We start from the raw sequence: 1,380 nt of genomic DNA on the forward strand, positions 1-1,380 counted from the left end.
CCGCCGCGCCCGCGCGGCGGCACCCGCACCGGCCGGACCGCCGCCGCCGACGGCGCGCTGGCCACCGCCGTCCTCGTCGGCATCCACACCTACGCGGTCACCGTCGTCTCGCGCCGCGAGGTGGAAGGCGGGTCGACGGCCGTGCCGCTCGCCGGCCTGGCCGTCACCACCGCGGTCGCCGTCACCCTGCGCCGCGGCAACGACCCGTATCCCGGGCCGGATCCCCATCCGCGTCCCCGCCCGCGGACGGCCGCCGGCGCGCCATCCGGCGCACCACCGGCCGGCCCCGGCGGGCCCCGGCTGGCGCTCACCCCCGGCGACCTCCTCGCCGGCGCGTACGCCGCCACCGCCGTCCGCCCGTACCTGCACGCCGCCCTGAACCCCAGCCCGCAGCTCACCCAGCGCGCCGTCGGCGGCGGCATCCGCGCCATGATCCCGCTGCAGTCCGCGCTCGCCGCCCGCGCCGGCGCGCCGGGCAGCGCCGCCGCGCTGCTGGCCCTCGTGCCCGTCGCCCGCCGGCTCGCGAGGAGGGTGAGCCCGACATGACCCGGTTGCGCCTGGCCTACGGCACCAACGGCCTGACCGACCTGCGCCTCACCGACGCCGTCGCGCTCCTCGCCGACCTCGGCTACGACGGCATCGCGCTCACCCTCGACCACATGCACCTCGACCCGCTCGCGCCCGACCTGCCCGCCCGCACGGCCACCGTGCGGCGGCTGCTGGCCCGGCACGGGCTCGCGGTGACGATCGAGACCGGCGCCCGCTACGTCCTCGACCCGCGCCGCAAGCACCACCCCACGCTCCTCGACCCCGACCCCGAGGCCCGCGCCGTACGCGCCCGGCTGCTGCGCACCGCCGTGAACGTCGCCGCGGAGCTGGGCGCGGGCGCCGTGCACTGCTTCAGCGGCACGCGCCCGTACGGGGTGTCGGAGCCGGAGGCCTGGAAGCGGCTGGGCGCGGAGCTGGCCCCGGTGCTGCAGGCCGCGGACGCCGCCGGCGTGCCGCTCGCCGTCGAGCCGGAGCCCGGCCACCTGCTGTACGACCTGGCCGGCTTCCACCGGCTGCGCGAGGAGCTGGGCGACCCGGCGGCGCTGGCGCTGACCCTCGACATCGGGCACTGCCAGTGCTTGGAGGAGGCGCTGCCCGCCGACTGCGTGCGCGCCGCCGCGCCGTGGCTGGCGCACGTGCAGATCGAGGACATGTGCCGGGGGGTGCACGAGCACCTCCCGTTCGGCGAGGGGGAGATCGGCTTCCCGGCCGTCCTCGAAGCCCTGCAGACCACCGGCTACCGGGGCCTGATCAGCGTCGAGCTGCCGCGGCACTCGCACGCCGGGCCCGAGCTGGCGGGGAGTTCCATCCGCTTCCTGCGCGCGGCGGAGG

General features: G+C 78.6%; 2 protein-coding genes. Both read left to right on the forward strand.

The genetic code is table 11. From position 1 onward, the window contains the following. Positions 1 to 546: UbiA prenyltransferase family protein (locus ABD317_RS36910; protein WP_486389036.1), on the forward strand; the 546-nt coding region annotated here is incomplete at its 5' end. Next, on the forward strand, positions 543 to 1,380 hold an 838-nt coding region (locus tag ABD317_RS36915; RefSeq protein WP_344296441.1), incomplete at its 3' end, for a sugar phosphate isomerase/epimerase family protein. The genes ABD317_RS36910 and ABD317_RS36915, both read left to right, overlap by 4 nt.

It is taken from the genome of Streptomyces synnematoformans, assembly GCF_039531005.1.
GTDB lineage: Bacteria > Actinomycetota > Actinomycetes > Streptomycetales > Streptomycetaceae > Streptomyces > Streptomyces synnematoformans.